The following is a 24,070-nucleotide window of genomic DNA, read 5'->3' as shown; positions in this document are numbered from 1 at the left end:
CTATCAAGTTTTGCTGGAAGCTTCCGATATCCAACAGGTATGCCGTAAACATCTGTGTGTCGGTCTTTTTGTTGTAGAAGCCAGTGGAGCCTCCCGTGCGCCAGCGTTATTTAGCCTTGCTCAGCGTGTTTGCCAGCCTTCCTGCGATGGCGCTCACTTTCCAGACCCGTCTGGAGAGCATCGAGTGGACGGTCGAAGGAGACAAGTTCGAGTGCCGCCTGACTCAGCCCATCACCGATTTTGGTTCGGGCGAATTCGTGCGTCGCGCTGGCGAGCAAGCGACGTTCCGTCTGAAGGCCTATAACTCAATGATCGGCGGCGGTTCGGCCACCTTGCTGGCGGCGGCTGCACCCTGGCAGCCGGGGCGTGGCGACATTAACCTCGGTTCTGTACGAATCGGCAGCGGCAATGTGTTGTTCAACAGTTCGCAAGTTCAGGCTGGCCGCTTGCTCAGTGGCCTGATGGATGGTCGCAGTCCGGTCGTTCGACATTACTCGGGCGATGGCCGGGTGTCGGAAGTGCGTCTGTTGCCAGTCAAGTTCAGCCAGGCGTTTAACGATTATCAGGGCTGCGTGGCGAAGCTGCTGCCGAAGAATTTCGAGCAGGTTAAACAATCGCAGATCGGCTTCCCTGGCGAAGGCATCGATCTCGACGCGCAGGCCAAGGCGCAATTACAAGTGATGCTGGAGTTCATGAAGGCCGACCCGACGGTCAACCACATCGAACTCGATGGCCACTCCGATAACAGCGGCAACCGCCTGACCAATCGTGATTTGTCGCGGCGTCGGGCCTTGGCCGTCATGGAGTTCTTCAAGGCCAACGGTGTTCAGGAGTCACAAATCACTGTGCGCTTTCACGGCGAGCGTTATCCATTGGCGCCCAATACCAATTCCGCCAACCGGGCGAAGAACCGTCGGGTCAATGTGCAACTCGCGCGTGTTGCGCCCACCGAAAAGCCGGCCCCTCAGGCCACTGTATCGGCGAGTGCCGCGTCGACCTCCTGAACCCGCTGTTATCGTCGCTCACTCGACATAATCTGTCGCTTCGTCGTCATAAGCTGTCGCGCCTCTGTAAATTATCCTGCATGAGCGGTAGACTTGACGGCTTTCCGTAGAACCCCGTGGAGTGATGGCATGGCGGACGTAAACAAGGTCGTTCTGGCGTATTCCGGCGGCCTGGACACTTCGGTGATCCTCAAGTGGCTGCAGGATACTTATAACTGTGAAGTCGTGACCTTCACCGCTGACCTGGGTCAGGGCGAAGAGGTCGAACCTGCACGCGCCAAGGCACAGGCCATGGGCGTGAAAGAGATCTACATCGACGACTTGCGCGAAGAATTCGTGCGCGATTTCGTTTTCCCGATGTTCCGCGCCAACACCGTTTACGAAGGCGAGTACCTGCTGGGTACTTCCATCGCTCGTCCGTTGATCGCCAAGCGCTTGATCGAAATCGCCAACGAAACCGGTGCTGACGCCATTTCCCACGGCGCCACCGGCAAGGGCAACGACCAGGTTCGTTTCGAACTGGGCGCCTACGCCTTGAAGCCAGGCGTGAAAGTGATTGCTCCGTGGCGCGAATGGGATCTGCTCTCCCGTGAAAAGCTGATGGATTATGCTGAAAAGCACAACATCCCGATCGAGCGTCACGGCAAGAAAAAATCCCCGTACTCGATGGATGCCAACCTGCTGCACATCTCCTATGAAGGCGGCGTGCTGGAAGACACCTGGACCGAGCACGAAGAAGACATGTGGAAATGGACCGTCTCCCCGGAGAAGGCTCCAGATAAAGCGCAATACCTGGAACTGACCTACCGCAACGGCGACATCGTCGCACTGGACGGCGTCGAAATGACCCCGGCCACCGTGCTGGCGACCCTGAACCGTATCGGTGGCGAACACGGTATCGGCCGTCTCGACATCGTCGAGAACCGTTACGTGGGCATGAAGTCCCGTGGCTGCTACGAAACCCCTGGCGGCACCATCATGCTGCGCGCTCACCGTGCGATCGAATCGATCACCCTGGACCGCGAAGTGGCTCACCTCAAAGACGAGCTGATGCCTAAATACGCCAGCCTGATCTACACCGGTTACTGGTGGAGCCCTGAGCGTCTGATGCTGCAACAGATGATCGACGCGTCCCAGGCCCACGTGAACGGCGTTGTGCGCCTGAAGCTGTACAAGGGCAACGTGATCGTCACCGGTCGCAAGTCTGACGAATCGTTGTTCGATGCCAACATCGCGACCTTCGAAGAAGATGGCGGCGCCTACAACCAGGCCGACGCGGCGGGCTTCATCAAGCTCAACGCCTTGCGCATGCGTATTGCGGCGAACAAAGGCCGGAAGCTTTTCTGAGATCTTTGAAACCGTAGTGGAACGACCGTAGTGGAACCACGGTAATAGAGTTGTGGCCTTGTCGGTGACAAGGCCACAATTTCTGAATAGGGGGGAGTTTTCCTGCCGGACATCGTGTTATCAGCGCTCTTTTTGTATCTGTAATACCTTCCTTCTGTTTCCTCTCTCTGAATGCTCTTCAAGCGTTACCTGCTGCGTGTCAGGTAAAAAGAGTGATCAAGAATCGTCAGACCGCGTGAATTCAAATTGTAAGCAATGCAAAGCGTTGGGCTGCTGCGATTCTTTGCCTGTTTTGATTGCTTGCTTGCGCTTTCCTTCAGTAATGCCTCCGAATCGGTACAGGTGAGAAATACGATCACTTGTGCTGGGCTTCCCTGTGGGTGCCGGTTTTTTTCAATCCATGCACCGAATTCCATTTTCTTGTTTAGCCACCGCGCATCGACGATGTGCAGGTTTTTTAACTGCTCGGCCAGGCAAACGTGCTGTAGAGCCGAGAGGCCCGTTTGAATACCGATCCGGACGGGAGGGTCCTTCAGGTTATCGGGCTGCTGACCGCGTTCAGCGTTGTCCATCACTTTTATAAAATGCTTTCCCTTGCCGAAATCGGAGGGCGCGTACAGCGACCGGTAGTTGAAGTTGAGTGTGGCGAAGAAAAGAAAAAGTAAATAAAAAGGGAAGCTGATCAGGAACCAGACATAGAGCTCCCGCTCCTTATTGTCGAGAAAGGGCAGTGAGACGGCGGCCGATGTTTCAGAAATAGCGGCAAATATTGCAATAACTGTCATGGGGTTGATGATTTTTTTCTTTGATTTGTTCATGTTTTTTGCTCATTGGAATATTGTCTTTTCTCGGTTGGTTGATGTTATTGGTTTTGATTTTAATAACTAAGTGGTCGGTGTTTATATTTGTGCAGCACTCCTTTTGAGTTTTAGGTTTCGAAGGTTTGATAGTAACGGTATTGAGCGTTCGGCGGGTACCTCTGTTGTTTGGGTTTTAGGTGGTGATGGGTTGAGTTTGTTGTTGAAGTGTTGCTTGGTGTGATTTTTTATTACATTCTGATGTGCGATGTTTGTGGTGTGGGGTTTCAAGTGGTAAATATCAGTTACTTTTAAGGGTAGCTCAATAGTCGGCATTCGTTGGATCTCTTGCGACGAACCCTGTTATTTGGTTTTCTGGTTGTAAACAGAAACAAAAAAACTGCGGATAATCGAAATGTTTTCAGGCTGATAAAATTTTTACCCCACGGTATTTTTGGGAATTTTGTAAGACTATTCTTTAATGTCTGTAGGGAATGTCTCTCGGTGTGGGTGGCCGAGGGGGGCGGCATGCCATGGGTGAAACGACTAGGCTATCGTGCGGGCTCTAAAAATTCGAACAGCGAAAATTGGACTTGCCCATGAATAAAGTGCTGATCGTGGATGATCACCCCGTCATTCGTCTTGCGGTACGTATGCTAATGGAGCGTCACGGCTACGAAGTTATTGCAGAGACAGATAATGGCGTGGATGCGTTGCAACTTGCCCGTGAGCATATGCCGGATATTGTCATCCTGGATATTGGAATACCGAAACTTGATGGGCTGGAAGTCATTGCGCGTCTGACATCGACAGCAATGCCCATGAAAGTACTGATACTAACTTCCCAGGCGCCTGGGCATTTTTCCATGCGTTGTATGCAATCCGGTGCCGCAGGGTATGTCTGCAAGCAACAGGATCTCACTGAATTACTCAGTGCAATAAAGGCAGTATTGTCGGGCTACAGTTACTTTCCGAACCAAGCCTTGCATACCGTACGTTCCAGTTTGGGGAATGCCAGTGAAGCCGATATGGTGGATCGACTGTCGGGACGGGAAATGATGGTCTTGCAACAATTGGCCCGAGGCAAGACCAACAAGGAGATTGCCGACGGAATGTTCCTCAGCAATAAGACCGTCAGTACTTACAAGACGCGTCTGTTGTTGAAGCTCAATGCTCGCTCCCTGGTCGACCTGATCGAATTGGCTCAACGCAATGGTCTGGTGTGACTGCCTCAGCGTTTGACGAGGCGCGATGAACGGGGGGGTATCAGGGGTCGGCACTTAGTAAAAAGCCTCCGTTTCGGGAGGCTTTTAGGTGTCATAGGTCAAAATCGTAATCGGCCAATTGCTTTTGCAGTCGGCGCTCCTCCAACAGATTGTCGATGGTACGGCGTTTGCTCAGGTTGGTCTTCGCCACTTCAACCACCGGCTCAGCGTCATCCGCCTCAACGGGGGTGAAGTCGTCTTCTACGTCCAATTGCTCTTTGCCAGTGCTCATAGTGTTACTCCAGGCTAAGACTGCCTTTGGCGCTCCTTATATCGATAAACTCCCGGCGGGTAAAAAAGATTTTTTCAATCGATAAATCAAAAAACCTAATAGCGCCTCAATCGTCCGATGTCTTTTGCTTGTATTCGCACAAGTCTTCGATCCGGCAACTGCCGCAGCGAGGCTTGCGAGCCAGGCAAACATAGCGTCCGTGGAGGATCAGCCAGTGATGGGAGTCGAGCAGATATTCCTTCGGCACGAACTTCATCAGTTTTTGCTCAACCTCGACCACATTTTTGCCCGGAGCAATGCCGGTACGATTGCTGACCCGGAAAATATGCGTATCCACGGCCATGGTCAGTTGGCGGAATGCGGTGTTGAGCACCACGTTGGCAGTCTTGCGGCCGACGCCGGGTAACGCTTCCAGTTCTTCACGGGTTTGCGGCACTTCGCCTCCATGACGCTCCATCAGCAAGCGACAGGTCTCGATCACGTTTTTCGCTTTGCTGTTGAACAGGCCGATGGTCTTGATGTATTCCGACAAGCCTTCGACACCCAGGGCATAAATCGCCGCCGGTGTATTGGCCACCGGGTAGAGCTTGGCGGTGGCCTTGTTGACGCCGACATCGGTCGACTGCGCCGAGAGAATCACGGATATCAGCAATTCGAACGGCGAGGAGTAGGCCAGCTCGGTCTTCGGTTCCGGGTTGTCTTCGTGAAATCGGCGAAAAATTTCCAGACGTTTTGCGGCATTCATGGGCAGTGCGTTTCCTCGAAGGCGGTCAGTGAGAGGGCGTCGAGCGGGTCCAGGCCTGACGTGCGGCGATCAGCAGTCCCAGCAGAATGAATCCACCAGGGGCCAGGGTGGCGAGGCGCAAGCCACCGTCGGCGGTCAGTACCCAGCCTTGCCAGTCCGCTTGCGCAGTGCCAGCCAGCCATGGCAGATGGCTGAAGAGGGTCCCGTTGCCGATGAGTTCGCGCAGCAAGCCAAGGCCCGCCATCAACGCGCCAAAGAGGCCGCACAGACGCAGGCGATCACGCCAGGCGCTCTGGAAAAAACCGGTGTGTTCCAGCACAACGCATTGCAAGGCAATCAATCCTGCATAGAGCCCTACATGTTGGTGCCATTGCAGCGACCAGACTTGCGCGGCGAGTTCCGCGCAGCTGGTCAGCGTGGCCGCCAGCAGGACATTGGCAAGCAGATGTGTCGCAGGGATAAGCCGGGCTCGCAACGCGCCCATGCTCACTCCAAAGGCACTGATCACCACGATGAACATCAGCCACAAGCCCAGAGCGGACACCCATGAATCCGTGGCACCGATCAGCGGTGCAAGCATCAGTGAACTCTGCAGCGTCGATGACTTATTCATGTGCGCTGCTCCCGATCAACTGTTGCTGATATTCGTCGAAATAGCGCAACGCGTCATGGATGGCGTTGATGACCGCTCTCGACGTAATGGTCGCGCCCGCCATTTGATCGAATTGCCCCTGATCCTTTTTCAAGGCCCAGCCATTGTCGGCAGGGTCGGTTCGGGACTTTCCGGAAAAAGCCTGAAGCCAGGCATTGGGCCAGTCAGCGAGTCGACCGCCCAGCCCCGGAGTTTCCGATTGCTTGAGCGTTTTGACGCCCAGCACCTTGCCGTTTGCGTCGATTGCGATCAGCAATTCGATGGAACCCTCGTAACCCAGGGTTTGGCTGCGCAGCAACACGGCGCTGGGTTGGCCAGCCTTGGTTGCCAGGTAGCCACCCAGCAGCGTGCTGTTGGCCAATCCCGTATTTTCGAGGGCGAGTGGCTGTTCCAGCGGCTGATTGTCGTAGCTTTCAGCCGGGAGCAGGTCCAGCAGGTTACGACTGTCGATCAGGCGCTGTTCGGCCGCAATGCGCGGCGCGCTGGTGTGCTGCACGAGGTAAGTCGCGCCAATCCCCAGGCCTGCCAGCAACACCAGGATCACACCGCTCGACGCTCGGCTCATGGCGCACCCCGTTCCAGTCTGGAGGCGGCAAACCGCTCCAGCGCCGGCACACAGAGGTTCATCAACAGCACGGCAAAGGCTACGCCGTCCGGATAACCACCCCAGGTACGAATCAGGTACGTCAGCAGCCCGACGCCGGCGCCGAACAGCAGTCGCGCGCCGGGGCTTTTTGCGCCGGACACCGGTTCCGTGACGATGAAGAATGCACCCAGCATGCTCGCGCCGGTGAGCAGATGAAACAGCGGCGAGCCATGGGAGTCGGAGCCCGAGCCGTTCCAGCACAGCAGGCTGATGATGAACAGGCTGGCCAGCATGCCGACCGGCGCATGCCAGCTGAACACCCGTCGTTGCAGCAGAAAAGCGCCACCTGCCAGAAAGGCCAGGTTGACCCATTCCATGCCCCGGCCGCCGAAGTGGCCGAACGCCGGGTTAGCGGCAAACAGTTCATCCATGGTCAGGCTTTTGTTGATCCGCAGGCTGTCCAGTGCCGTGGCCTGGACCCAGGCATCTGGCGTCTGACCGAGGCTGAACCCGAACACCTGCTGCAAGCCGCCGATCAGGTCCAGCCCATGGGATGACGGCCAGTGGGTCATCTGTTGGGGAAAGGTCACCAGCACCAGGGCGTAGCCCAACATTGCCGGGTTGAACGGGTTCTTGCCAACGCCGCCATACAGGTGTTTGCCGAACACCATCGCGAACGCCGCGGCACAGACCGTCAGCCACCACGGGCAATAAGGCGGCAAGGCCAGAGCCAACAGCGTCGCGCTGACCAGCGCACTGCCGTCGCTCAAGGTCGGCTTGAGCGCAAGCTTGCGCAAGCGCAACACGGTCGCTTCAACGGCCAGTGCGGTAACACCCGCCAGAATCAGGTTGATCAACACGCCCCAGCCATACAGCCAGAAAAACACCAGCATTCCCGGCACGGTGGCCAGCAATACCAGCTTCATGGCTTGCTGAAGGCGCTCGTCGACCGATTCAAGGGGCGGCATAGGCATCCACCTGACGCTCGGCTTCATTCACCGCGAGTTCCAGGGCTTCGATCTGCTCAATCGGCGCTTCGTTGGATTGAGCTTTCTTGAGTTCGGCGCGGCGCATGGCCAACTGGATCTTTGCCCGATTCAGCTGCGCATTTTTCGCCGGAGCGACAGGCGTCGGGGCTGGCGGTGCAGTACTTTCCAGTTTCGCCAACGCCTGTTCGGCAACCTCGAATTGCTGTTGCAGGACGATCAGTTGCGACTGCTGTTCGAAGGTCGGTGGATGCCCAAACGCCTTGAGTGACTTGTTCAATTGCGCCCGACTCATCGCCAGATCGATCTTGGCTTTTTTCAACGCCGCATCCGCATTGGCTACTTTCTGTGCGCGGACTCGCTCAAGAGCGGCCTGAACCGGATCGAGCGTCGCTACCTCAGTGTGCTGGACGGCGCGCTGGGCTCGGGCCTGACGTTCGGCGATTTTCTGTTCTTCTTCGCGATGCAGGCGAGCGTTGCGCTGTTCAAATCGACGCCGCGCGTGATTGCGCTTGGCCGCCCGGGCACGTTGTTCCTCAAGGCTGAACGCCAGGCCGCCGACAATCGGCAGCACCGTGGCCAGTGGCAATGGCCGCATTTCGATGCAATCCACCGGGCACGGCGCCACACACAGGTCGCAACCGGTGCATTCATCGACGATCACCGTGTGCATCAATTTCGCCGCGCCGACAATGGCATCCACCGGGCAGGCCTGGATGCACTTGGTGCAACCAATACACTCCGCTTCACGAATGTAGGCGATCTGCGCCGGGGCCGAACCGCGACTGACGTCCAGTTCCAGCACCGGCACTTTCAACAGTTCGGCCAGGGCGGCGATGGTTTCGCTGCCGCCCGGCGGGCACTTGTTGATCGGTTCGCCGCTGGCAATGCCTTCGGCGTACGGTTTGCATCCGGGGTGGCCGCACTTGCCGCATTGGGTCTGCGGCAAGAGGGCGTCGATGCGTTGAATCAGACTCATGTTTTGATCAGTCCGCTGAATCCGAGAAAGGCCACTGCAATCAGTCCGGCGCCGATCAGGTCGATCGGCAGGCCGCGAAAGGGCAGGGGGATATCATTTTCGAGTGTGCGTTGGCGTAAGTCGCTGAACAGGCTCAGTACCAGCCAGAAACCCAAGCCGGCACCCAGGCTCAGGGCCATGGCGTGGAAGAAGCCTTTGTCGTCCTGAGCGTTGAGCAACGTCAGGCCGAGTACGCCGGCGTTGCCTAGCAGCAGGGGCCAGAGGCCATCGAACGCAAGCTTTGGAAGTGTCTGGGAAAGCAATTTCAGCAGCGGGCCAATCAGCAGAACGCTTAATGGCAGGAAGACGAAAAGGCGCAGCGATGTCAGCTCCAGCGGGACCAGCAACCAACGGTAGGCCGAGTAGCCCACCGTGCCGACGATCAGCATCAAACACATTGTCGCAAGGCCCAGCGCGTGGACCTGTCGATGCTCGTTGCCCAGCAGCGGATCAACGCCCAGCGGCCAGTGCAACACGAGGTTGTTGATCAAGGCAGTGCTGATAAGCATAAGAACAATTTCGGTCATGATCGTGCCGGCAAGAACGGGGCTTTTTAACGGAGCGGTCTAAAAAGCTTAGGCATTATCCGGCAAGGACGGAGGGTGGGCCAGACATGAAAATCCCACAGTCGCGCCAGGCACGACTGTGGGATCGGTTTACAGCAGAGCCTTACTTGATGCGCTGACCTGGCTTGGCGCCGCTGTCAGGGCTGAGCAGGTAGATTTCTTCACCGCCAGGGCCGGCCGCCATCACCATGCCTTCGGAGATGCCGAACTTCATTTTCCGTGGCTTGAGGTTGGCGATCATCATGGTCAGACGACCATTGAGCTTGGACGGATCCGGATAAGCGCTCTTGATCCCGGAGAACACGTTGCGTTGCTCGTCACCGATGTCCAGGGTCAGGCGCAGCAGTTTGTCGGCGCCTTCCACGTGTTCGGCCTTGAGGATCAGGGCGACGCGCAGGTCGACAGCGGCAAAGGCATCGAACTCGATTTCCGGCGACAGCGGATCCTTGGCCAGTTCACCGTTGCCGGCAGGCGCAGCGTCGCCGGTGTCGGTAGCGCTGGCGGTCAGGTCTTCTTTCGAGGCGTCGCTCATGGCTTGCACTTTTACCGGGTCGATACGGGTCATCAACGGTTTGAACTCGTTCAGCTGATGGTTGCTGAGCAAGGTGGCGTGGTCGTTCCAGGTCAGCGGCGCGACGTTCAGGAACGCCTCGGCATCGGCGGCCAGCAGCGGCAGCACAGGTTTGAGGAAGATCACCAGCTGGCGGAACAGGTTGACGCCCAGGGCGCAGATGGCCTGGACTTCGTCTTGCTTGCCTTCCTGTTTGTTCAGCGACCAAGGCGCCTTGTCGGCGATCCAGGCATTGGCACGGTCGGCCAGGCCCATGATTTCGCGCATGGCACGGGCGAAGTCGCGAGCCTCGTAGGCTTCGGCGATGCTCGGCGCTGCGGCGAGGAAGGCTTCGGTCAGTTCCGGCGCGGCATTACCTGCCACCAGCACGCCGGCGTTGCCTTTGTGGATGAAACCGGCGCAACGGCTGGCAATGTTGACGACTTTGCCGACCAGGTCCGAGTTGACCTTCTGCACGAAGTCTTCGAGGTTCAGGTCCAGGTCATCGACGCCACGGCTCAGCTTCGCCGCGTAGTAGTAGCGCAGGTATTCCGGCGACAGGTGGTCGAGATAGGTCCGGGCCTTGATGAAGGTGCCGCGGGACTTGGACATTTTCTGACCGTTGACGGTCAGGTAACCGTGTACGTTGATGCCGGTCGGTTTACGGAAACCGGCGCCTTCGAGCATGGCTGGCCAGAACAGGGCGTGGAAGTTGACGATGTCCTTGCCGATGAAATGGTACAGCTCGGCGGTGGAATCCTTGCCCCAGAACGCGTCGAAATCAAGTGTAGGCGTGCGGTCGCAGAGGTTCTTGAAGCTGGCCATGTAGCCAATCGGCGCGTCCAGCCAGACGTAGAAGTATTTGCCTGGCTCGTCAGGGATTTCGAAACCGAAGTACGGTGCATCGCGGGAGATGTCCCACTGTTGCAGGCCGGCGTCCAGCCATTCGGCGATCTTGTTCGCCACGGCTTCTTGCAGGGTGCCGCTGCGGGTCCAGGCTTGCAGCATTTCCTGGAAGTCCGGCAGCTTGAAGAAGAAGTGCTGGGAATCCTTGAGCACCGGAGTGGCGCCAGAGATCGCCGACTTCGGATCCTTCAGGTCGGTCGGCGCGTAGGTCGCGCCGCATTTTTCGCAGTTGTCGCCGTACTGGTCTTCGGTGCCGCATTTCGGGCAGGTGCCCTTGATGAAGCGATCGGCCAGGAACATTTTCTTTTCCGGGTCGAAGTACTGAGTGATCGAGCGCGTGGCAATGTGCCCGGCGTCGCGCAGCTTCAGGTAGATCTGGCTCGACAGCTCACGGTTTTCTTCGGCGTGAGTGGAGTGGAAGTTGTCGAAGTCCACCAGGAACTCGGCAAAGTCGGCGCTGTGTTCAGCCTGGACGTTGGCGATCAGTTGTTCCGGGGTGATGCCTTCCTTTTCCGCGCGCAGCATGATGGCCGAACCGTGGGCGTCGTCGGCGCAGACATAAATGCATTGATTGCCGCGGTGCTTCTGGAAGCGCACCCACATATCGGTCTGGATGTATTCCAGCATGTGGCCAAGATGGATCGAACCATTGGCATAGGGCAGGGCGCTGGTGACGAGGATCTTGCGTGGCTCGGACATGGGGCTCGGCTACTTGATGAAACGGAGGTCGGCCACTATAAAGCGCCGGCGCATATTTTTCACCCCGTGAGCCTGTTTCGATCTACGACAACCGCCAACCGGCGTCGGGCTCCCTCGCCACAAATGTGTGTCCGGCGTAGGATACCCGCCTGATTTTCCAGTCTTGCTATCGGAGTTGCCCATGAGCGCCGTCAATCGCGCAGCGGTGGAAGCCGTCCTTCGCCAATACACCGACCCTTATTTGAACCAGGACCCGGTCAGCGCCGGGTGCGTACGCGGCATCGATATTCAGGGTGATCGCGTCAGCGTCCAGCTGGAGCTGGGTTACGCCGCCGGTCTGTTCAAGAGTGGCTGGGCGCAGTTGCTGCAAATGGCCATTGAAGGGCTGGACGGCGTGACCATCGCCCGCGTCGAGATCACCAGTGTCATTGCCGCGCACAAGGCTCAAGCGCAGATCCCGGGTCTGGCCAACGTCAAGAACGTGGTGGCCGTGGCGTCCGGCAAGGGCGGTGTGGGCAAATCAACCACCGCCGCCAACCTGGCCCTGGCCTTGGCCCGCGAAGGCGCCAAGGTCGGGATTCTCGACGCGGACATTTACGGACCGAGCCAAGGCATCATGTTCGGCATCCCTGAAGGCACCCGACCGAAGGTCAAGGATCAGAAGTGGTTTATTCCGATCGAGTCCCACGGTGTCGAAGTCATGTCCATGGCATTCCTGACCGACGACAACACGCCGATGGTCTGGCGCGGGCCGATGGTTTCCGGCGCCTTGTTACAACTCGTCACTCAGACCGCCTGGGGCGACCTGGATTACCTGGTCATCGACATGCCGCCAGGCACCGGCGACATCCAGCTGACTCTGGCGCAGAAAGTCCCGGTGGCTGGCGCGGTGATCGTCACCACGCCGCAAGATCTGGCATTGCTGGACGCACGCAAGGGCGTGGAGATGTTCCGCAAGGTCAACATCCCGGTGCTGGGCGTGGTGGAAAACATGGCCGTGCACATCTGCTCCAACTGCGGGCATGCCGAGCATCTGTTCGGTGAGGGCGGCGGTGTGAAGCTGGCCAACCAGTACGGCGTCGAGCTGCTGGCTTCGTTGCCGCTGGCGATGGCGATCCGCGAACAGGCCGATGGCGGCAAGCCAACGGTGATCGCCGAGCCTGACAGCCCGATTGCAATGGTTTACCAGGAACTGGCCCGCCATGTCGGCGCGCGAATCGTGTTGCAGGAAGCGGCGACACCGGCCATGCCGAACATCACCATCAGCGACGATTGATTCGCTGAAAAAAGATCACAGCCTCGCTTCGCTCGACAGCTCCTACATGGATTGGCTTACACCTGTAGGAGCTGTCGAGCGAAGCGAGGCTGCGATCTTTTGATCTTGCTTTAGATCCGCAACCCGCCATCCAGCTCCATAATCCGACCGTTGTAGTAGTCGTTTTCGAAAATGTAGTTCGCTGAATGGGCGATCTCTTCAGGCGTGCCCATGCGCTTGAGTGGAATCGCGGACGTTATCTTCTCCAGCGCGTCAGGCTTCATGCTCAGCGTCATTTCGGTTTCGATAAAGCCCGGTGCAATGCCTGCCACACGAATACCGTAGCGTGACAATTCCTTGGCCCAGGTCACGGTCGCCGCGGCGACACCGGCCTTGGCGGCGGAGTAGTTGGTCTGGCCGGCGTTGCCTGCACGGGAGATCGACGAGATATTAATGATCGCGCCGCTGTTGTTCAGCTCAATCATTTTGGCCGCGACTTCACGGGTGCACAGGAAAACGCCGGTGAGGTTGACGTCGATGACCGACTGCCACTGGGCCAGGCTCATCTTGGTCATCTCGCCGTCCTTGACCTTGATCAGCAAGCCATCGCGCAGGATCCCTGCGTTGTTGATCAGGCCATGGATCGCGCCGAAGTCTTCGGCAACCTGGGCGACCATGTGCGTCACTTGCTCTTCATTGGCGACATTGCACAGATAAGCGCGAGCCTCGACGCCTTTAGCCGTGCAAGCGGCGACGGTGTCGTCGAGCTTTTCCTGGTTCAGGTCCACCAGCGCCAGCTTCGCGCCTTTACCGGCGAAATACTCGGCCATGGAACGGCCTAAACCCTGGCAACCGCCGGTGATAATGATTACTTTGTCAGTGAGTTTCATTCGCATGCCCCAATAGCAGGTCAGAGGAGTGGTTTCCTTTCAGAGAGTAGCCTCTCGATCTGCACCTGATGGCCTGGCTGCACATGAGAACTGCCCCGATGGCGTACTGGAACTTATCCCAGGCGCCTGTCCGTTTTTTGACGGATTCTAATAAGGAGTCATAAATTGAGCGTTGAAGCGGCCAAGAATGCCCGAGAATTGCTTCTCAAGGAATACCGTGGAGTGCTCTCGACACACTCCAAGGCGATGCCCGGTTTCCCGTTTGGCTCCGTGGTTCCGTACTGTCTGGATGAACAGGGCCGGCCGCTGATCCTTATCAGCCGTATCGCCCAGCACACGCATAACCTGCAGAAGGATCCAAAATGCTCACTATTTGTGGGCGAGCGCGGGGCTGAAGATGTGCAAGCCGTTGGTCGCCTGACCTACCTCGCCGAAGCGGAAAAGCTCGAGGACGAGGCCGCCATCGAAGCGGCGGCTGAGCGTTACTACCGCTATTTCCCGGATTCGCAGAGCTACCACAAGGCTCACGATTTCGATTTCTGGGTGCTCAAACCGGTACGTCACCGTTACATCGGCGGCTTCGGTGCGATTCACTGGGTCGATCAGTTAACGCTGGCCAACCCGTTTGCCGGTAAGGCCGAAGCGAGCATGGTCGAGCACATGAATGCCGATCACGCCAAAGCCATCGCCCATTACGTCGAACTGGCGGGCCTGCCGAAAACCGAGCCGGCGCAACTGGCGGGTATCGACACCGAAGGCATGCACCTGCGCATTGGTCAGGGGCTCTACTGGTTGCCGTTTCAAGCGCCGTGTAATACGCCGACACAAGTGCGCGAAGCCTTGGTTTTCCTGGCTCACGCCGAACATTGGCCGAAAAATGAAGTGGCCGACGCTTGAATTCACGAATCGGCGACGTCATCTAGGGAAGACTGGCAAGGCATTCTTGCGTTGAGGAACCATTTGATGCGCCCTTTTTTATTGCTCTTTGTACTGTTTCCGGTGTTGGAGCTGTTCGTATTCGTCAAGGTCAGCGGGGCGATCGGGTTTTTCCCGGCCCTGCTGCTGGTCATTCTCGGCTCGATGCTCGGCGTGTTCGTGCTGCGTATCGCTGGTCTGGCAACCGCATTGCGTGCTCGTGAAAGCCTGAACCGCGGCGAGTTGCCGGCCCAGACCATGCTCGAAGGTTTGATGCTGGCACTGGCGGGTGGTCTGTTGATCCTGCCGGGCTTCGTCACTGACGTGCTGGGTCTGATCATGTTGCTGCCGATCTCTCGTCGACTGTTGGCCAATAAAATGCGCCAGCGTGCCGAAGAGGCGGCAATCCGTCAGCGTGCATTCGCCGACGACCTTCAGCCTCGTGGCGGTCCTGCTCCACGCGAGCCGCTGGGCCGTGAGCCCAACGTGATCGAAGGCGAATTCGAACACCGCGATACCAAGTAATCTGCACCACTGGCACGGCACCTTCGGGTGCCGTGTTCATTTGTGGGGCCGCAACCTGAAAAAATTTGCTTCCTCGCCCTTGTAATAAGCTTATGCGCCCTTATGTAACGGTCACCGCAAGGTTTCTGGCAATTGCGCCAGACAGACTTCCGCGGTTCGCTTGACGAACCGCACCCGGCACCGCCGGATTTGTTAAACCCGCCGGGAATACACCGGCCGATGAAAACCACAATTAGGAGAGATCGACAATGAAGCTTCGTCCTCTGCATGACCGCGTCGTCGTCCGTCGCAGCGAAGAAGAAAAGAAAACCGCTGGCGGTATCGTCCTGCCAGGTTCGGCTGCTGAAAAGCCAAACCAGGGTGAAGTTCTCGCCGTAGGTCCAGGCAAAGCACTGGAAAACGGTGAAGTGCGTGCACTGGCTGTGAAAGTGGGTGACAAGGTTGTGTTCGGCCCGTACTCCGGCAGCAACACCGTGAAAGTCGACGGCGAAGACCTGCTGGTAATTGGCGAGAGCGAAATCCTCGCCGTTATCGAAGGCTGATTCCCCGCTCATTTTCCCGCTACTACAAAGTATTTAAGGAATATCGATCATGGCTGCTAAAGAAGTTAAATTCGGCGATTCCGCCCGCAAGAAAATGCTCGCCGGTGTCAACGTCCTGGCTGACGCAGTAAAAGCGACCCTGGGCCCTAAAGGCCGTAACGTGATCATCGAGAAGAGCTTCGGCGCTCCGACCATCACCAAGGACGGCGTGTCCGTTGCCAAAGAAATCGAGCTGAAAGATCGCTTCGAAAACATGGGCGCGCAGCTGGTCAAAGACGTTGCCTCCCGTGCCAACGATGACGCAGGCGACGGCACCACCACCGCTACCGTTCTGGCTCAATCGATCGTCAACGAAGGCCTGAAAGCCGTCGCTGCCGGCATGAACCCGATGGACCTGAAGCGCGGTATCGACAAAGCGACCATCGCTATCGTCAAAGAGCTGAAAGCCCTGTCCAAGCCTTGCGCTGACACCAAGGCAATCGCTCAGGTCGGCACCATCTCGGCCAACTCCGACAGCTCCATCGGCGACATCATTGCCGAAGCCATGGAAAAAGTCGGTAAAGAAGGCGTGATCACCGTTGAAGAAGGCTCGGGCCTGGAAAACGAACTGTCGGTTGTTGAAGGCATGCAGTTCGACCGTGGCTACCTGTCCCCGTACTTCGTCAACAAGCCAGAGACCATGACTGCCGAGCTGGACGGTCCGCTGATCCTGCTGGTCGACAAAAAGATCTCGAACATCCGCGAAATGCTGCCAGTACTGGAAGCCGTTGCCAAAGCCGGCCGTCCACTGCTGATCGTGGCCGAAGACGTTGAAGGCGAAGCCCTGGCGACTCTGGTTGTGAACAACATGCGTGGCATCGTTAAAGTCGCAGCCGTCAAGGCTCCAGGCTTCGGCGACCGTCGCAAGGCCATGCTGCAGGACATCGCTGTTCTGACTGGCGGTACCGTTATCTCCGAAGAGATCGGTCTGAGCCTGGAAAGCACTACCCTGGAACACCTGGGTAATGCCAAGCGCGTGATCCTGTCCAAAGAAAACACCACCGTGATCGACGGTGCCGGCGTTGAGGCTGACATCCAGGCTCGCGTTCTGCAGATCCGTCAGCAAGTGGCCGACACTTCGTCCGACTACGACCGTGAAAAACTGCAAGAGCGTCTGGCCAAACTGTCCGGCGGCGTTGCAGTGATCAAGGTTGGCGCTGGTTCCGAAGTTGAAATGAAAGAGAAGAAAGCCCGCGTTGAAGACGCCCTGCACGCTACCCGTGCAGCCGTTGAAGAAGGCGTGGTACCTGGCGGCGGCGTGGCACTGGTTCGCGCTCTGCAGGCAATCTCCGAGCTGAAAGGCGACAACGATGACCAGAACGTTGGCATCCAGTTGCTGCGTCGCGCTGTTGAAGCGCCACTGCGTCAGATCGTTGCCAACTCCGGCGACGAGCCAAGCGTAGTGGTCGACAAGGTCAAGCAGGGTTCAGGTAACTACGGTTACAACGCTGCTACCGGCGAATACGGCGACATGATCGAAATGGGTATCCTGGACCCGGCTAAAGTGACTCGTTCGGCTCTGCAAGCGGCTTCGTCGATTGCCAGCCTGATGATCACCACCGAAGCCATGATCGCTGAGATCAAGGAAGACGGTCCAGCTGGCGGCGGCATGCCAGACATGGGCGGTATGGGCGGCATGGGCGGCATGATGTAAGCCAGCCTTACCCCTGTACTAAAAAACCCCGCCTGCGATAAGCAGGCGGGGTTTTTTATTGTCCTCTATAAAGTCAAAAGATCGCAGCCTGCGGCAGCTCCTACAAAAGAACGCGATCCCCTGTAGGAGCTGGCGAAGGTTCGGGCCGCGTTCGGACGATCTTTTGATCTTCCCTCAGGCGTTGACCGATTCTGCCTTGGTCGCTCGCTCATCCTTCGCCGCCGGGCGATAAAGGATGTAGTAATACGCCCCCAGACAAATCAGCCAGCAGAAAATCGCCGTCCACACATTGTGCGAAAAGAAGTGCGCGCCCTGCATCATCCGGCTGATGGAAAACACCGTGCCCAACGCGAAAGCGAACACAAACGCCTTGCGCGCCAGACGCGGACGACGGTCGCGCAGGACAAAGAACAGCGCAAACAGTGTGAAACCGGTTGCCGCATGACCGCCGGGCCAGCAACGGCCCGGCTTATCGGTGTGCGGGCGAGGGCTGAGCAACTCGCTATAGGTTTCGTGACCACCGAATTGCTCCAGGCTCCACGGGCATTGAACGGCCGTCACCGCTTTGACTGGCGTGACAAAGGAGGTTGCCAGCGCCAGAGACAGCACCAGGCAGCCCAATTCCCGTTTGATCGGTTTGAGACTGTCCATGAAAAAAGAGGCGATGAAACCGAAGATGGACAACACCGAGAAGGCGATGACCACTTGCTTGGCGCGGTCATGCAGGATGTCTTCCAGGAAGTAACTGTGCCGCCCGATGAAATCACCCGCGACCGGGTCATAGAGCAGCTTGGCAAGGTCCATGTCCAGGGACGTCAATTCGAGCAGCATCAGAGTGATCGCTGCGATGGCGGGAACGCCCAGGCACACCCAGAAATTCAGCGGGCGGGAGGCGGGGCGGACAGCAATTGATGGCATGTTGGATCCTGAACAAAGGAAAAGCCCCGGGGCATCAAGCCCGGGGCGCTTCGATTAATGTGCGCTGACTTGGCCAGTGCCCTCCATGGGCGCCTTCCAGCCAAGTAGCTGTTGCTTGAAGCCATAACTGGCGGTTTGGTAATAGGTGATAGCACGGACAATCAACGGATCGCTGGCGGTGGCCCGGGACTCGCGGCTCTCGGTCAATGCTTCATCATGGCGCCGCAGCCCTTGGCGAGGGCTCAGGATCGCCAAATCCTTGCCGTCGAACAAGCCCAAATGCTGGTAATTGCCAACGACCACGCGGGGCGGCAGTGGATTGTCCTGCAGCAAGTTGCGGCCGAAGAAGGTCGATTGATAATCCAGGTTCAGCAAACCCAGCAAGGTCGGCGCCAGGTCGATCTGGCTGGCCAGTTGCGCGGTTTCCCGTGCATCGATCAGCTTCGGTGCATAGATGAACAGCGGAATCTGATAGTTTTTGATCGGCAAGTCTTCCATGCCGGCGCTGCCGGCCGTGTGGTCGGCGACGAAGACGAAGATTGTATTGTCAAACCACGGCTTTTGGCGCGCCTGATCGAGGAACTGACCAATGGCATAGTCGGTGTACTTCACCGCACCGTCGCGACCGTTGCCGGATTTGATGTCGATCCGGTTGTCCGGGTAGGTGTAAGGGCGATGGTTGGAGGTGGTCATCAGCTGCAGCAGAAACGGCTGCTGTTTTGCGTAGTCAGCGTCGGCCAGTTTGAGGGTCTGCTTGTAGAGATCTTCGTCAGCCATGCCCCAGGCATTTTTGAAGTTGATCTCTGATTCATCGACGCTGCTCTGGTCCACCACACGGTAACCGTTGCCACTGAAGAACGCGTTCATATTGTCGAAGTAACCGCGTCCGCCATAGACGAACACGCTGTCGTAACCCACCGCGGTGAGTTGCTGGCCGAGGCTGGCGAAACCGCTTTCACGCCCCACACGTTTGACGATCGAACGCCCTGGGGTTGGCGGGATCGCCAGGGTAATGGCCTCAAGGCCGCGATCGGTGCGGGTGCCGGTGGCATAGAAGTTGTTGAAGTACAGGCTCTGCTTGCGCAAGGCATCGAGGTTGGGTGTCAGGTTGCGCTCGTCGCCGTTACTGCCCATGTACTTGGCGCTGAAGCTTTCAATCGTCACCAGCACAATGTTGGGTTTGCGCACAGTGCCCGGGTTGTCGATCATCCGGCGAATGTCCTGCGGATCCTCGCCGATGAAGCGCGCGTTGGGTTCGCTCAGTTCGGCACGAATCTGCTGAGCAACGATTGCCGGCGGCAGGCTGCTGTAGAACTGCGGGTAATCCAGTTCGTTGTTACGGAATGCTGCAAAAAACTGATAGGGCCCATTGCTCGCCAGTTCGTTCTGATAGGCGTTACCGCCCTGGGCGCGCGGCGAATCCTGGCTGAGCAGTTGCAAGCTCAGCCCCGCGACGATCAACAGGCCCAGCGCATTCAGCAGGCGCCCGCGCAGTGGCGGCAACGGTGCGTCCAGCGCGGCATTGAAAGGTTTGCGCAACGCAAAGCTCAAGGCGACGGCCAACACGGCAAGGATGCTCAGCAGCGTACCGATTGGATAAGACTCCAACAGGTTGTTCAACACCTCATCGGAATACACCAGGTAATCGACGGCGATGAAGTTGAAGCGCACACCGAACTCATCCCAGAACAGCCACTCGGCTACCGCGGTGAACAACATGGCGAACAGGCTGACGGTCAGCAGTCCCTGAAGGAACCAGCGATGGCCGCGGCGGCGCCATAAGGCCGGTGGGCAGAGCAGCAAGTAGAGACCCATCGGCAGCGCTGCGTAGGCAATGAAGCCCAGGTCGTAGAGCAGGCCGATGCCAAACACCGACAGAAATCCGCTACCGGCCTCATCCAGGTGGGTGAGTAGCAAAACCATCCGGGTCAGCAAGAAAATGACCAGCCAAGTGCCGGTCACGAGCAAGAGAAAGCGCATTGGCGCGGTCTTGAAGAGGTCCATTGTGTGTACATTCCTTTACAACAATTGCGTGGGATTCTCGCGCCTCCACTGTAGTCGGCTTGTGAATCGATAGTGAAAAACGTGTTAACTCTATCATTTGGTTGAGCGGATTGATTCCTGGCACCGTAACCCTAGCCCTCAGCCACACTTGGCCTTAAGCTGCGCGGGCCAAGACGGCCGTTACTGTGCACGCAGGAGATACCCATGCGAATTCTATTGGTTGAAGACAACCGCGATATCCTGGCCAATCTGGCCGATTACCTGGGGCTCAAGGGTTATACCGTGGATTGCGCGCAGGACGGTTTGTCAGGCTTGCACCTGGCGGCCACCGAGCATTACGACTTGATCGTGCTCGACATCATGTTGCCTGGCATCGACGGTTACACCCTGTGCAAACGCCTGCGTGAAGATGCGCGCCGCGACACGCCGGTGATCATGCTCACCGCCCGCGATCAATTGGACGACCGGCTGCAAGGTTTCAAATCCGGCGCCGATGATTACCTGATCAAACCCTTTGCCCTGTCTGAATTGGCGGCGCGCATCGAGGCGGTCATGCGTCGCACCCAGGGTGGCGGTCGCCGTACTTTGCAGGTCGGCGATCTGAACTACGACCTCGACACCCTGGAAGTCACCCGCGAAGGTCGTCTGCTCAAACTCAACCCGGTGGGCCTGAAGTTGCTGGCCGTGTTGATGCAGAAAAGTCCGCATGTGCTGCGCCGGGAAATTCTCGAAGAGGCGCTGTGGGGTGACGACTGCCCGGACAGTGACAGCCTGCGCAGCCACGTCCATCAATTGCGCCAAGTGATCGACAAGCCGTTCGCCAAACCGTTGCTGCAAACCGTGCACGGTGTGGGTTATCGCTTGGCCGAGGGGCGTGATGGAGTTTAAACAGAGCCTTGCTCAACGGATCATCATCGCCTTTGCGCTGATGAGCGCACTGGTCGCGGGAGCCTTTGCCATGGGCATTGTGGCGACTGTGCACCTGGTGGAAGAAAAACTGATTTCGGCAGGTCTGGGGGGCGATTTACAACGGCTGTTGCTGATGGACAGTGTCACGGACTGGAGCCATCGTCCCGAGCCGGACCAGCTGTTCTATTTCAGTGGCGGACCGGGCGATTTTCAGTTGCCCAAAGATTTACGCCATCTGGAGCCGGGTTTTCACGAAGTGTTTCGTGAGCAGCTGTCGTATCACGCGATGGTCGAAGTCGTCGACGGCCGGCGTTATGTGCTGTTACAGGATCAGAGCGATTTCGAAGAGCGTGAACGGGTGCTTTTTGCCGTGGTGCTGGTGGGCTTCGTCCTGAGTCTGGCATTGGCGGTATTTCTCGGCTGGATACTGGCGCGCAAAGTGATGGCGCCTGTGGTGCGACTGGCCCGCCAGGTCCGTCACCGTGACCAATTGTTGGGTCTTGCGCCACCCCTGGCGCCGGATTACGCCGCTGATGAGGTGGGCGAGTTAGCCGTGGCCTTCGACGCCACCCTCGGGCGCTTGCGCCAGGCGTTGACCCGCGAACGGTTGTTTACCAGTGACGTCAGCCACGAGCTGCGCACGCCATTGATGGTACTGGCCAGTTCCTGCGAGCTGCTGCTGGAAAACCCCGGCATCGATCAGCGTGGACGTGCTCAGGTCGAGCGAATCGCCCGCGCCTGTGAAGAGATGCGTGAGCTGGTGCAAACCTTTCTGATGTTGGCCCGCGCACAACGTGAAGACGCCAGCATGTCGCCCCAGCAGACTCTGAACCAGGTCGCTGATGGACTGCTCAATCTGTGGCGCGAGCCGATCGAGTCCAAGGGACTGACGCTGATCTTTGAACGAGGCAATCCGGCAAATACCTGCTACAACGCAACCCTTCTGCACGCGGTCATGGGCAACCTGCTGCGTAATGCGCTGCATTACACCGAGCGCGGGTTCATTCGCCTGACGCTGACGGCCACCGGGTTTATCGTCGAAGACAGTGGTGTGGGCATTCCCGAGGAAAAACGCGAGGCGATGTTCGAGCCCTTCGTGCGGGGTAGCGAGAAACGCGGCGAAGGCCTGGGGCTGGGGCTGTCGCTGGTGCAACGGATCTGTGAAAACCAGGGTTGGAGCGTCAGCCTGACGAACATGGAACCCAACGGCTGTCGTTTTCAGGTGGAGTTGTCAACGAGTAACTGATCGCCTTATTGAAATGCATTAACCCCGTGCAATTGTTTTCGTCCCGTAAATCCTCGAAATAATTTGGCGTTTTACATGACGTTTTTTTCACAGCGGCATGACCTGACGCTGACACGGCGCGACCTATCGTGGGAGCCATCAGCAGCTCAGGAAACCTTGATGATGGACGGCCCGATCAAACTGGATTTTTCCGAAAAATACGACGATCAACACGCTCAACGATATCTGCGCAAACACCAGGATGGCTTTGGCCGTCGCCTGTCCCACTGGCGTGACGAGCAACTGGCGCGCAAGGCGTTGGCACTGGCCGGTGAGCCGGGGCTGATCCTCGATTTGCCCTGCGGTGCGGGGCGTTTCTGGCCATTGCTGGCGGAAAAAACCAATCGAGCCATCATCGGGGCCGACAACTCTGAATCAATGCTGAAGATTGCCATGCAGGCGCAACCTGCCGAGGTGGTGAAACGGGTACAACCCTTGCACACTTCTGCATTCGACATTGCCTTGCCTGATAACGCCGTCGACAGCATTTTCTGCATGCGTTTGCTCCATCACATCGGTGAAGCCGAGCATCGACTGGCTATTTTGCGCGAGTTCGAGCGAGTCACTCGCGACAGCGTGATCCTTTCCTTGTGGGTGGATGGCAATTTCAAAGCGTGGAAACGCAAGCGCCTCGAGAAAACCCGTGGGCATGTAGGTTACCAAAATCGATTTGTGTTACCGGCTGCTACGGTTGAAAAGGAATTCGAGCAGGCGGGTTTTCATATTCAGGAACAACTGGACTTTTTACCGCTCTATGCCATGTGGCGGGTCTACGTATTACGCAAGAGGTAACAGAATGGCAGTGCAATGTGCAGCAGAAACGGAAGTCGCTCCCCAGGACCGCTTCGATTATTTTTGGAATCAGCGCGGTGAATGGGTAGAAGAACCCAACGCCCGTCGCGGTGGAGAAAGCGGTGTGCAGCGCGTCGTGAGCGGCAATGGACAGCTGCTGTACGTTAAACGTCAATCCGGGCATATCCATCGCAGCTTGCTGCACCCGTTCGGTCGGCCGACGGTGTTGCGCGAGCGCGATGCGCTCATCGGCCTGAACCTGCTCGACGTTCTCGTTCCGGAAATCGTTTTCTGCGGTGCACAGCGCGATCCGGTGCATAAATGGCGCGCATTGCTGATCACCAAGGCGCTGGACGGCTTCGAGGAAATCGAACACTGGTACGCTGGCGGCGGTCGCGAGCGTCACGGTGAGGCTGTGCATGATCGAGTGTTGAAGGAACTGGCCGAGAACCTGGCCCGGATGCACAAGGGCCGCTGGCAGCACAGCTGCCTTTATGCCAAGCACGTATTCGTGCGCGTCACCGGTGAAGGCGAGGCTGCCAAAGTTGAAGTGGCCTTGATCGATCTGGAGAAATGCCGGCGGCGTTTGACCGCCCGGCAAGCGGCTACTCATGACATGAAGCAACTGCGTCGCCACTCGTCGTTCAGCACGACGGACTGGCAAAAACTCGTCTACTTTTATAAGACGGCGTTTGGCAGCGCTATCAAGGGTTTATAGCAATGAAACTCGAAATTGCACGAGGTGTATTTTTAATAGGAGCCTTGGCAGTTGCTTCACTGGCGGTGGCGGCATGGGAGCAGCCCCGCCCGCAGGTCCTCAGTTCAGTGAGCGGCGACGCGCATTGTCCATTGCCACGAGTTGCCAAGGCATCCGTGGCATCCCGCCCCGATCATGATTTATTGCTGTTCATGTTCGGACTTTCTCAAGGACTGAGGCCGCAAAGTTGAACAGATTGAAGCCCAAATAAAAGGCCTCGCCAAAATGCGAG

Annotated in this window: 25 protein-coding genes; 13 read left to right on the top strand and 12 right to left on the bottom strand. The window is 57.7% G+C overall.

The features are described from left to right. The first annotated feature begins 95 nt into the window (after positions 1-95). Positions 96-1,004 carry a flagellar protein MotY gene (locus ACYZTZ_RS22210; protein ID WP_461999720.1) on the top strand — a complete coding sequence of 303 codons (909 nt, stop codon included), beginning with the start codon at positions 96-98 and terminating at the stop codon, positions 1,002-1,004. A 129-nt stretch (positions 1,005-1,133) separates the two neighbouring features. Continuing rightward, positions 1,134-2,351 (top strand): argininosuccinate synthase, encoded by a 1,218-nt coding sequence (locus tag ACYZTZ_RS22205; RefSeq protein WP_007898502.1) that lies wholly within the window; start codon positions 1,134-1,136, stop codon positions 2,349-2,351. 185 nt (positions 2,352-2,536) lie between these two features. Here the strand turns inward: ACYZTZ_RS22205 and ACYZTZ_RS22200 are convergent, their stop codons facing one another. Continuing rightward, a complete protein-coding gene (locus ACYZTZ_RS22200; RefSeq protein ID WP_461999719.1) occupies positions 2,537-3,169 on the bottom strand; it encodes a hypothetical protein in 633 nt (210 codons plus the stop codon). A 578-nt stretch (positions 3,170-3,747) separates the two neighbouring features. Between ACYZTZ_RS22200 and ACYZTZ_RS22195 the strand changes: the two genes are divergently transcribed. Beyond that, a complete protein-coding gene (locus ACYZTZ_RS22195; RefSeq protein WP_008155570.1) occupies positions 3,748-4,374 on the top strand; it encodes a response regulator transcription factor in 627 nt (208 codons plus the stop codon). A gap of 91 nt (positions 4,375-4,465) precedes the next feature. Here ACYZTZ_RS22195 and ACYZTZ_RS22190 read toward each other — a convergent pair whose 3' ends face one another. The 8 genes from ACYZTZ_RS22190 to metG all read right to left on the bottom strand — a co-directional run bounded on the left by ACYZTZ_RS22190 (position 4,466) and on the right by metG (position 11,353). Further along, a complete protein-coding gene (locus ACYZTZ_RS22190; RefSeq protein WP_007898493.1) occupies positions 4,466-4,645 on the bottom strand; it encodes a PA3496 family putative envelope integrity protein in 180 nt (59 codons plus the stop codon). A 106-nt stretch (positions 4,646-4,751) separates the two neighbouring features. Beyond that, on the bottom strand, positions 4,752-5,390 hold the full coding sequence (nth, locus tag ACYZTZ_RS22185; protein WP_008155568.1) for an endonuclease III: 639 nt from the start codon (positions 5,388-5,390) through the stop codon (positions 4,752-4,754). Between the two features lie 25 nt (positions 5,391-5,415). Further along, entirely contained in the window at positions 5,416-6,003 is a 588-nt protein-coding gene (locus tag ACYZTZ_RS22180; RefSeq protein ID WP_461999718.1) for an Rnf-Nqr domain containing protein, read from the bottom strand. Beyond that, the gene (locus tag ACYZTZ_RS22175) at positions 5,996-6,607 is read right to left on the bottom strand and encodes an RnfABCDGE type electron transport complex subunit G (RefSeq protein ID WP_461999717.1); all 612 of its coding nucleotides are present in this window, start codon (positions 6,605-6,607) and stop codon (positions 5,996-5,998) included. Before ACYZTZ_RS22175 ends, ACYZTZ_RS22180 begins: the two co-directional genes overlap by 8 nt. Next, complete coding sequence (locus ACYZTZ_RS22170; RefSeq protein WP_461999716.1) at positions 6,604-7,596, bottom strand: RnfABCDGE type electron transport complex subunit D; 993 nt, start codon at positions 7,594-7,596, stop codon at positions 6,604-6,606. Before ACYZTZ_RS22170 ends, ACYZTZ_RS22175 begins: the two co-directional genes overlap by 4 nt. Continuing rightward, positions 7,583-8,593, bottom strand: a complete 1,011-nt coding sequence (rsxB, locus tag ACYZTZ_RS22165; RefSeq protein ID WP_461999715.1) for an electron transport complex subunit RsxB — start codon at positions 8,591-8,593, stop codon at positions 7,583-7,585. The genes ACYZTZ_RS22170 and rsxB overlap by 14 nt, the downstream gene beginning before the upstream one ends. Continuing rightward, positions 8,590-9,159, bottom strand: coding sequence for an Rnf-Nqr domain containing protein (locus tag ACYZTZ_RS22160; protein ID WP_461999714.1), 570 nt, complete (start codon positions 9,157-9,159; stop codon positions 8,590-8,592). The genes rsxB and ACYZTZ_RS22160 overlap by 4 nt, the downstream gene beginning before the upstream one ends. A gap of 142 nt (positions 9,160-9,301) precedes the next feature. After that, positions 9,302-11,353: a methionine--tRNA ligase gene (gene metG / locus ACYZTZ_RS22155; RefSeq protein ID WP_095132521.1), complete on the bottom strand. Its 2,052-nt coding sequence runs from the start codon at positions 11,351-11,353 to the stop codon at positions 9,302-9,304. A 181-nt stretch (positions 11,354-11,534) separates the two neighbouring features. Between metG and apbC the strand changes: the two genes are divergently transcribed. After that, positions 11,535-12,629, top strand: coding sequence for an iron-sulfur cluster carrier protein ApbC (apbC, locus tag ACYZTZ_RS22150; RefSeq protein ID WP_046047101.1), 1,095 nt, complete (start codon positions 11,535-11,537; stop codon positions 12,627-12,629). Positions 12,630-12,739: 110 nt separating this feature from the next. Here apbC and ACYZTZ_RS22145 read toward each other — a convergent pair whose 3' ends face one another. Further along, entirely contained in the window at positions 12,740-13,498 is a 759-nt protein-coding gene (locus ACYZTZ_RS22145; RefSeq protein ID WP_461999713.1) for an SDR family oxidoreductase, read from the bottom strand. Between the two features lie 165 nt (positions 13,499-13,663). On the opposite strand from ACYZTZ_RS22145, the gene ACYZTZ_RS22140 reads away from it, so the two are divergent. The 4 genes from ACYZTZ_RS22140 to groL all read left to right on the top strand — a co-directional run bounded on the left by ACYZTZ_RS22140 (position 13,664) and on the right by groL (position 17,173). Continuing rightward, positions 13,664-14,395 carry a HugZ family pyridoxamine 5'-phosphate oxidase gene (locus tag ACYZTZ_RS22140; protein WP_056742005.1) on the top strand — a complete coding sequence of 244 codons (732 nt, stop codon included), beginning with the start codon at positions 13,664-13,666 and terminating at the stop codon, positions 14,393-14,395. A gap of 66 nt (positions 14,396-14,461) precedes the next feature. Continuing rightward, the gene (locus tag ACYZTZ_RS22135) at positions 14,462-14,938 is read left to right on the top strand and encodes an FxsA family protein (RefSeq protein WP_008155548.1); all 477 of its coding nucleotides are present in this window, start codon (positions 14,462-14,464) and stop codon (positions 14,936-14,938) included. 248 nt (positions 14,939-15,186) lie between these two features. Beyond that, positions 15,187-15,480 (top strand): co-chaperone GroES, encoded by a 294-nt coding sequence (locus ACYZTZ_RS22130; protein ID WP_008155545.1) that lies wholly within the window; start codon positions 15,187-15,189, stop codon positions 15,478-15,480. A 49-nt stretch (positions 15,481-15,529) separates the two neighbouring features. After that, complete coding sequence (gene groL, locus ACYZTZ_RS22125) at positions 15,530-17,173, top strand: chaperonin GroEL (RefSeq protein ID WP_008155543.1); 1,644 nt, start codon at positions 15,530-15,532, stop codon at positions 17,171-17,173. 174 nt (positions 17,174-17,347) lie between these two features. Here groL and ACYZTZ_RS22120 read toward each other — a convergent pair whose 3' ends face one another. Together ACYZTZ_RS22120 and ACYZTZ_RS22115 are read right to left on the bottom strand one after the other, a co-directional pair. Further along, entirely contained in the window at positions 17,348-18,091 is a 744-nt protein-coding gene (locus ACYZTZ_RS22120; RefSeq protein WP_461999712.1) for a phosphatase PAP2 family protein, read from the bottom strand. 54 nt (positions 18,092-18,145) lie between these two features. Next, entirely contained in the window at positions 18,146-20,095 is a 1,950-nt protein-coding gene (locus tag ACYZTZ_RS22115; protein WP_461999711.1) for an LTA synthase family protein, read from the bottom strand. A 204-nt stretch (positions 20,096-20,299) separates the two neighbouring features. Here ACYZTZ_RS22115 and colR point away from each other — a divergent pair, with 204 nt between their 5' ends. The 5 genes from colR (at position 20,300) to ACYZTZ_RS22090 (ending at position 24,029) form a co-directional block, all read left to right on the top strand. Then, positions 20,300-20,983: a two-component system response regulator ColR gene (gene colR, locus ACYZTZ_RS22110; protein ID WP_008155536.1), complete on the top strand. Its 684-nt coding sequence runs from the start codon at positions 20,300-20,302 to the stop codon at positions 20,981-20,983. Then, a complete protein-coding gene (locus ACYZTZ_RS22105) occupies positions 20,973-22,250 on the top strand; it encodes a sensor histidine kinase (RefSeq protein ID WP_461999710.1) in 1,278 nt (425 codons plus the stop codon). Before colR ends, ACYZTZ_RS22105 begins: the two co-directional genes overlap by 11 nt. 162 nt (positions 22,251-22,412) lie before the next feature. Then, on the top strand, positions 22,413-23,081 hold the full coding sequence (locus tag ACYZTZ_RS22100; protein WP_462000697.1) for a class I SAM-dependent methyltransferase: 669 nt from the start codon (positions 22,413-22,415) through the stop codon (positions 23,079-23,081). Positions 23,082-23,085: 4 nt separating this feature from the next. Further along, the gene (locus ACYZTZ_RS22095; protein ID WP_461999709.1) at positions 23,086-23,799 is read left to right on the top strand and encodes a lipopolysaccharide kinase InaA family protein; all 714 of its coding nucleotides are present in this window, start codon (positions 23,086-23,088) and stop codon (positions 23,797-23,799) included. A 2-nt stretch (positions 23,800-23,801) separates the two neighbouring features. Then, entirely contained in the window at positions 23,802-24,029 is a 228-nt protein-coding gene (locus ACYZTZ_RS22090) for a hypothetical protein (RefSeq protein WP_082555825.1), read from the top strand. The last annotated feature ends 41 nt before the right edge of the window (positions 24,030-24,070 follow it).

This window comes from Pseudomonas sp. LB3P58 (assembly GCF_054897895.1).
Note: the sequence above shows the minus strand (reverse complement) of the source record. Positions and strands in the feature narration are given on the sequence as shown.